At 65.6% G+C, this 6,001-nt stretch carries 4 protein-coding genes and 2 pseudogenes; 5 read left to right on the top strand and 1 reads right to left on the bottom strand.

Annotated features, from left to right (window positions below):
- The first annotated feature begins 120 nt into the window (after positions 1-120).
- The 5 genes and pseudogenes from WA965_RS03605 (at position 121) to WA965_RS03625 (ending at position 5,476) form a co-directional block, all read left to right on the top strand.
- Positions 121-495 carry a EutQ-related cupin domain-containing protein gene (locus WA965_RS03605; protein ID WP_526296663.1) on the top strand — a complete coding sequence of 125 codons (375 nt, stop codon included), beginning with the start codon at positions 121-123 and terminating at the stop codon, positions 493-495.
- A 16-nt stretch (positions 496-511) separates the two neighbouring features.
- On the top strand, positions 512-2,803 hold the full coding sequence (locus WA965_RS03610; RefSeq protein WP_526296665.1) for a trimethylamine N-oxide demethylase: 2,292 nt from the start codon (positions 512-514) through the stop codon (positions 2,801-2,803).
- 20 nt (positions 2,804-2,823) lie between these two features.
- Positions 2,824-4,161: pseudogene (locus tag WA965_RS03615) on the top strand (trimethylamine monooxygenase).
- Positions 4,162-4,202: 41 nt separating this feature from the next.
- Positions 4,203-4,427 (top strand): annotated as a pseudogene (locus WA965_RS03620) (anion permease); the annotation flags it as partial.
- Positions 4,424-5,476 (top strand): tartrate dehydrogenase, encoded by a 1,053-nt coding sequence (locus WA965_RS03625; RefSeq protein ID WP_526296667.1) that lies wholly within the window; start codon positions 4,424-4,426, stop codon positions 5,474-5,476. The pseudogene WA965_RS03620 and the gene WA965_RS03625, both read left to right, overlap by 4 nt.
- Before the next feature lie 89 nt (positions 5,477-5,565).
- Here the strand turns inward: WA965_RS03625 and WA965_RS03630 are convergent, their stop codons facing one another.
- Complete coding sequence (locus WA965_RS03630) at positions 5,566-5,787, bottom strand: hypothetical protein (RefSeq protein WP_526296669.1); 222 nt, start codon at positions 5,785-5,787, stop codon at positions 5,566-5,568.
- Between the last annotated feature and the right edge of the window lie 214 nt (positions 5,788-6,001).

Consider the following 6,001-nt stretch of genomic DNA (forward strand, 5'->3'; position numbering starts at 1 on the left):
GCCAACCGCGCGCGGCCCCAAGCGATACCTGGTGGCTACGGAGAGTAATCTCCCGGAAACCAGCCCGTGGTTTCCTCGTATCAGACTTTGTTTCATACGAGAGATCACGCTGGAGGCGTCATGACAAGCACCGAAGCTCCGACTTTCCTGGTGACATCCGGCTTCTGGCAGACCCTGCCGCAGATGCCGTTGGAGCAGTATCCGGGCACCGAGGGCTTCATCGACGACGTCTACGCCAACCCCAACGGTGTGCCGATGTGCTCGGGCTACTTCGAACTCCGCAACACCGACGCCCCGCTGGACTACTACTACGACTACGACGAGATGAAGATCGTGCTCGAAGGCGAGTTCCGCCTGGAGAACGCGGACACCGGACAGGTGCAGATCGCCAAGGCGAAGGACGCCATCTTCTTCCCTAAGGGTTCGCGCATCCTGTTCTCCACCCCGGACCGAGCCCTGGCGTTCTACGTCGGCTACCGGTCGTTCGCGCCGTGATCTTCTGTACGACAGCATGATCGAGCGATTCCGAGTCGCGCCGGGATCGGTCACCGCGGTCCAGGTGTACGGGGGTGATCGACTAGAGATCATCGACCGTCACGGCCGCCAGCCCGCTGAACTGACCGTGCTCGCCCCCGACCCCCGCGCTGTCACCGGCGCACGACCCGACGCTACGGCGACCGTGCTGCGGCATCTGGTCGCCGGACCCGACGAGAACGGCTACGCCGCCGGTCGCATCCTGACGCTGCTGTCCCGACACCGGGTGGATCAGCACAACGCCGTGGCCACCCGACTCTTCGACGCGGACTCGGCGGCGGGCGCCCGCGTCGGCTTCGCCGTCGACGACGACGCCGTGGTCCTCGTCGCCGCGCCGGCATCGCCGATGCGCCTGTCGCAAGCCGACCCGAACCCGCCCTCGGAAGTGGTGGTCGAGGTCCGTCGCGCCGATCCCGCTCGGCCCGAACCGCAGGAACTGCCCGCACCGTTGGCAGAACCGCTGTGGGACATGCACATCGACGCCTCGACCGCATCGTCCTATGAAGTGCGTGCCGGCCAGTTCATCCAGATCATCGATGTGGCGGGCCGGCAATGTTCGGACTTCCTGGCCTTCGACGCCCACGCCCTCGGCGAAGGCTCCGAGTTCGGACTGGACGCCACCACCACCCGGACCATCGGCGGTGGCGCCTACCCGCAACCGGGGCTGTTCGGGAAGTTCTTCGACCGGCGCGCGCGCCCACTCGTCGAGGTGGTTCGCGACACGGTCGGTCGCCACGACACGTTCGCGCTGGCGTGCACCGCCAAGTACTACGCCGACCAGGGTTACCCGGGGCACGTCAACTGCACGGACAACTTCAACGTCGCCCTCGACAGGTTCGGCATCGCCGCCCGCCAGGGATGGCCGGCCCTGAACCTGTTCTACAACACCGCCTTCGACGCACAGCATCAGTTGATCTCCGACGAGCCGTGGTCGCGGGCCGGTGACTACGTGTTGTTCCGCGCGTCCACAGACCTGGTCTGCGCATCGTCGGCGTGCCCCGACGACATCGATCCGGCCAACGGCTGGCTGCCCACCGACATCCACGTCCGTGTCTACGACTCGACCAGGAGGTTCTCTGTGGCGGTGGGACACCGGCTCACGCCGGAATCGGAGCCGGTGCTGACCAAGCCGACCGCTTTTGCGCCCCGAACCGAGAAGCTGACAGCACAGTTCACCGAGTACCGCGGCTACTGGCTGCCCACCGGCTTCGACAACTTCGGAGCGCACCAGGAGTACTGGGCGTGCCGCGAGCGGGTCGCCGTGATGGATCTGTCGGCGCTGCGCAAGTTCGAGGTGCTCGGCCCGGACGCCGAGGCGCTGCTGCAGGCGACGCTCACCCGCAACATCCGCCGGTTGGCCCGCGGTCAGGTCGTGTACTCGGCGATGTGCACCGAGGCCGGCGGCGTCGTCGACGACTGCACCGTGCTCCGTCTGGGCGACAACAATTTCCGATTCATCGGTGGTGACCCGTACGACGGTGTCTGGCTGCGCACCCAGGCGGACAGGCTCGGCTTGAAGCAGGTCTGGATCAAGGACTCCTCCGATCAGATGCACAACATCGCCGTCCAGGGGCCGGCGAGTCGAGACGTGCTCGCCGACCTGGTGTGGAGTCCGCCGGGCCAACCGGCGTTGCGGGATCTGGGCTGGTTCCGCTTCCTGATCGGGCGCCTGGGCGGTCCCGAAGGGGTGCCGCTGCTCGTATCGCGTACCGGGTACTCCGGCGAACTCGGCTACGAACTGTGGGTCCACCCCGATGACGCCGAGACGCTGTGGGACCGGGTGTGGGACGCCGGCGCACCGCACGGTCTGGCGCCCCTCAGTCTGGATGCACTGGAACTGTTGCGGGTCGAGTCCGGTCTGATCGCCGCGGGCAACGAATTCGACGACCAGATCGATCCTTTCGAAGCCGGCATCGGGTTCACCGTCCCGCTGAAGACCAAGGCCGACGACTTCGTCGGCCGGGAGGCGCTGATCGAACGGAAGGCACATCCGCAGCGCACACTGGTCGGTCTTCGCCTCGACGGAAACGAGGTCGCCGGGCACGGCGACTGTGTGCACATCGGCCGCTCCCAGGTCGGCGTCATCACCAGCGGTGTCCGCTCCCCCATCCTGAGCACGAGTATCGCGTTGTGCCGCATCGCTGTTCAGTACACCGAGCCCGGCACCAAGGTCGAGGTCGGCAAGCTCGACGGTCACCGCAAGCGAATACCCGCCACCGTCAGCACCTTTCCGTTCTACGACCCCGACAAGTCCCGTCCCCGCGCGTGAGCGCACCAAGGAGGAATCCCATGCCTCGCACGGCGATCATCGGCGCAGGCCCCTGCGGCCTGGCGGCACTGCACGCGTTCGAACAGTCGCGCCTCGACGGCGTCGACGTCGGCGAGGTGGTGTGTTTCGAGAAGCAGAGCGACTGGGGCGGGTTGTGGAACTACACCTGGCGCACGGGCCTGGATCCTCACGGCGATCCGGTACATGGCAGCATGTACCGCTACCTGTGGTCGAACGGCCCCAAGGAGTGTCTGGAGTTCTCCGACTACTCTTTCGACGAGCATTTCGGCGGTCCGATCCCGTCTTTCCCGCCGCGATAAGTGCTGTTCGACTACATCGTCGGACGCGCCAAGAAGAGCAATGTGCGCCAGTTCGTCGAGTTCGACACCGCGGTTCGCGACGTGGTCTTCGACAACGCCGCGTTCACCGTCACGGTGGAGTCCCGGCAGCCCGGCCACAGCGCGCTGCGCACCGAGACGTTCGACCATGTCATCGTCGCGACCGGGCACTTCTCCACCCCGAACGTGCCGGAATATCCTGGTTTCGAATCGTTTCCCGGTCGCATCCTGCATTCGCACGATTTCCGGGACGCTGTGGAGTTCGCGGGCAAGGATCTGCTGATCCTCGGTAGCAGCTACTCCGCGGAGGACATCGCGCTGCAGTCGCTGAAGTACGGCGCGGGGTCGATCACCATCGCCTACCGCAATGCGCCGATGGGATTCGGCTGGCCCGACGGGATCTCCGAAGTGCCTGCTCTGCAGCACCTCGAGGGCCGGACCGCCCATTTTGCCGATGGCAGCACCCGCGAGGTCGACGCCATCATCATGTGCACCGGCTACCAGCATCACTTCCCGTTCATCACCCCCGAGCTGAGGCTGTCGACGACCAACAACCTCTATCCCGAATGCCTTTACAAGGGCGTGGTCTGGACCGCCAACCCGAAGCTGATGTACCTGGGCATGCAGGATCAGTACTACACGTTCAACATGTTCGACGCCCAGGCGTTCCTGGCTCGCGACGTCGTTCTCGGTCGGGTGGACGTGCCCACCGCCGAGGTGATGAACGCCGACATCGCCGACTGGCGGGTGAGATACGCCGAGGTGGCTGATGTCATGGGGCAGATCGACTTCCAGACCGACTACGTACGCGACCTGATGACCATGACGGACTATCCGGACTTCGACATCGACCTCGTCCGGAAACACTTCGTGGACTGGGAGCACGACAAGGACGCCAGCATCACCGGCTACCGCGACCGCAGCTTCGCCTCACCGTGCACGGGCACCGTCGGGCCGGCACCGCACACCACCTGGTGGGACGAACTCGACGACAGCTCGGCGCGCTTCCTGCGGAGATAACCTGCGCATCCGGGTTTGACCCGGGGTCCCGACAGGGCTTAGGTGTGAGGCAGCACAGACCTGCCACTTCCAAAGGGCCCGCGCTTGCGGCGGCGTTCGGGTTCATGCTCCCGGTGTCCACACCGCAGAACGCGATCGTCTACGGTTCGGGGGTGGTCAGAATCACGACGATGATCCGATCAGGGATCTCCTTCGACATCCTCGGCGCCTTCCTGATCATCCTGCTGTTGCCGATCCTGGTCGGGCTGATGGGCCTGGGCACGTGAGCGGGCAGAAGATCGCCGTCATCCCCGGTGACGGTATCGGCACCGACGTGACCGCCGCAGCGCGCACCGTGCTCGACGCCGTGGCGGCCAAACACGAAATCGACTTGGAATACACCGAATTCGACTGGTCGTGCCAGCGTTACGCCGAGGTCGGTGCGATGATGCCCGATGACGGGCTGGACACGCTGCGCAGGTTCGACGCGATTTTGCTGGGCGCGGTCGGCTGGCCCGGCGTTCCCGACCATGTGTCGCTGTGGGGGCTGCTGATCCCCATCCGAAGGGAGTTCCGCCAGTACGTCAACCTGAGGCCGATCCGGCTGTTCCCCGGCGTGACGGGGCCGTTGCGCACCGACGCGGACATCGACTTCGTGGTGGTCCGGGAGAATGTCGAGGGCGAGTACAGCGAGATCGGCGGCCGCCTCAATCGTGGCCTGCCCGACGAGATCGCCGTACAGGAATCGGTGTTCACCCGTGTCGGGGTGAGCCGGATCGCCGACTACGCCTTCGAATTGGCCAGCACGCGGCGGGGTCACGTGACGTCGGCGACCAAGTCCAACGGCATCGTGCACACGTTGCCGTTCTGGGACGAGGTCGTTGCCGAGCGCGCGGCCCGGTTCCCGGATGTGGAGTTGGCCAGCGAGCACATCGACGCGCTGGCCGCGAAGTTCGTCCTGCATCCGGAGCGGTTCGACGTCGTCGTCGGATCGAACCTGTTCGGAGACATCCTGTCCGATCTCGCAGCCGCGGTAGCGGGATCCATCGGGATCGCCCCGTCGGCCAACCTCGACCCGAGCAAGCAGCACCCGTCGATGTTCGAACCGGTTCACGGTTCGGCGCCGGATATCGCGGGTCAGGGGATCGCCAATCCGGTCGGCGCGGTGTGGTCAGCGGCGTTGATGCTGTCGCATCTCGGTCACGAGGCGGCTGCCGACGACGTGCTCGCGGCGATGGAATCGACCCTTGCCGAGCCGGAGACCCGCACCCGCGACCTCGGCGGCACCGCATCCACTGAGCAGGTCACCAGCGCGTTGGTCGCTCGATTGCGCTGAGGCCGACCCCGGGCACGCCGAACGTGCATTCCTCGTCGTTACAACCCTCGACCAACGACAGGGAACGCACGTTCGCGAGCGAAAGAACGTCAGCAGGCGACGCCCGCGAACACCGCGCCGGTGACCAACGCGATCATCAACGCGACGTTCGGCATACCGCTGGACAGCGCGACCACCACACCGGCGACCGCGCCGACCAGGATGGCCATCATCAGGATGGCAAGCGCCCAGTTGACCGTCTCGGACGCGCGCACGGCACGTTGTGGTTCGACTTCGTGCGGGGCGAATGCGCCCTCGCTCACTCCGACCATGACCGTCCTCTCTGTGACTGCGCACACAATATAACGTCACAATGGTCTGCATCACACCATTGACGCCAAGGTTGTGACCTGCGAGGAAGTTCGAAAGCTCAACTAACAGAAGTGATTAGGCCCGCTAATCGCAATCGGGGCGCCGGTAACGTGGTTTCCGGTGACGATCACGAGGCTGGCCGCGCTGACGGCAGTGACGGCGGTGCTGGTGCAG

Origin of the sequence: Mycobacterium sp. (assembly GCF_049683935.1) — a bacterium.
Classification (GTDB): domain Bacteria; phylum Actinomycetota; class Actinomycetes; order Mycobacteriales; family Mycobacteriaceae; genus Mycobacterium.

Coding starts and splice junctions, on each gene's coding strand:
- WA965_RS03605 (WP_526296663.1), top strand. CDS start 121: ATGACAAGCACCGAAGCTCCGACTTTCCTGGTGACATCCGGCTTCTGG.
- WA965_RS03610 (WP_526296665.1), top strand. CDS start 512: ATGATCGAGCGATTCCGAGTCGCGCCGGGATCGGTCACCGCGGTCCAG.
- WA965_RS03630 (WP_526296669.1), bottom strand. CDS start 5,787: ATGGTCGGAGTGAGCGAGGGCGCATTCGCCCCGCACGAAGTCGAACCA.